This window comes from Bifidobacterium sp. MSK.17.10, from assembly GCF_019129655.1.
GTDB classification, from domain to species: domain Bacteria; phylum Actinomycetota; class Actinomycetes; order Actinomycetales; family Bifidobacteriaceae; genus Bifidobacterium; species Bifidobacterium adolescentis.
In genome coordinates, this window is the sequence record NZ_JAHOJD010000027.1 from 1 (window position 1) to 1,424 (window position 1,424).

Genomic DNA, 1,424 nt, shown 5'->3' on the forward strand with positions numbered 1-1,424 from the left:
CAGTAGCTTGCGCCATTGTCGGCGTGGATTCATGCGCTTGTGTTTCGGCTTGCCTTTGTTGAGGATGTTCAATTCCTCTCCTTTCCTTTGTCCGTACCGTCCGCCTTGTACGGACGGTGTGGAAATCTTTTGAATCTTTCAATCTGTGTTCGCGATATGCGCGTCACGTATGTCTTGGATCATCGAGGTTCCGGTTCCATTGCCGCCCAGACCGTGGTAAGCGGCATATATTCGTTCCGCGCTTTGCTTCAACGGAATGCTCGCAACACCACCTGCATCGACCATCTGGCGGTGCAGAGCCTCGAGTTTGCAGAACAACAGTTCCCTGACGCCCTCATGCAGTGGATCGTGACGTTGGTCGACCTTGCTCAGAATCCAGGTGACGAACACGCCGCTGCCTCCGCTGCCGATGATGGCGATAACGATTGCGACGATGGTTTCCTGGCTCATTGGGAATCCTTCCGAAAGGAAAATCCCACACGTGGCTACCGTTGGAAGCCGCGATAACCACGTGTGGGATTTTGGAGGTTGAAATGTTGTTGGGAACGTTTGTGAATGAGGTCTGGTGGCCCTCCTGCGGGAAGCTCCGCGAGTGCACGAGGGTGGGCTACGAGTCGGCCTACCGCTGCCACATCCAGCCGAAATGGGCTGACGTCGACATGGAGTCGATCACCGCGAACGACATCGAGGAGTGGCTCGGCTCGTTCAATCAGGCCGGCGCCGCGCGCAAGGCGTGGGCCGTGCTGCGGGCGATACTCCGACTCGCCTATCGCAAGGGAGTCACCGACAATGACGTGACACGTCGTGAAATCAGACTGCCGCACCTGCGGCGGTATGAGCCGCGCGTGCTCGACGCCAGACAGGTAAGACGGCTGCTCAAAGGCTTCTACGGTCACGCGTTGGAAGCCTGGTTATTGGTCTCCGTCTGCGCGGGACTGCGCCGATGCGAGTCCGTCGGCATTGAATGGGCCGACTTGGATTTACGCCGGGGAACCGTGACCGTCAAAAGGTCAGTGCAATGGGTCGCTGGACATGAAACGGTCACCGACCCGAAGACCGACCAGAGCCGACGGACGGTCGCACTACCACGGTTCGCAGTCAAACGGCTCGCGCAATTGCGCCACGGCAGAACCGGCAGGCTGGTCGGCGATCTGAACGCCAACCAGGTGGCAGCTCATTACACGTCATGGTGCCAACGCATGAAACTCCCCTGCGTGCCGCCAAGGAACCTCAGGCACACCTTCGGCACTCTGGCAATCGCTGCGGGAGCCGATATCTCAGTGGTCGCACGACAACTCGGTCACAGCGACATCAAGACAACCGCCCGCTACTATCTCCGCCCCGATTTGTCCGTGCTGAGAAGTCTGCAGCGGGCATGGGAAAGACTCATCATCGGAGCCGCGTAGCTTTCCGTAACCCTGTAC

The 1,424-nt window shown here is 58.8% G+C and carries 2 protein-coding genes; one reads left to right on the forward strand and one right to left on the reverse strand.

The genetic code is table 11. The features are described 5' to 3' along the window. Positions 1 to 138: 138 nt before the first annotated feature. A complete protein-coding gene (locus tag KSX58_RS10235) occupies positions 139 to 450 on the reverse strand; it encodes a hypothetical protein (RefSeq protein WP_055680606.1) in 312 nt (103 codons plus the stop codon). A 152-nt stretch (positions 451 to 602) separates the two neighbouring features. Between KSX58_RS10235 and KSX58_RS10240 the strand changes: the two genes are divergently transcribed. Continuing rightward, complete coding sequence (locus KSX58_RS10240; RefSeq protein WP_080755322.1) at positions 603 to 1,406, forward strand: site-specific integrase; 804 nt, start codon at positions 603 to 605, stop codon at positions 1,404 to 1,406. Positions 1,407 to 1,424: the final 18 nt, after the last annotated feature.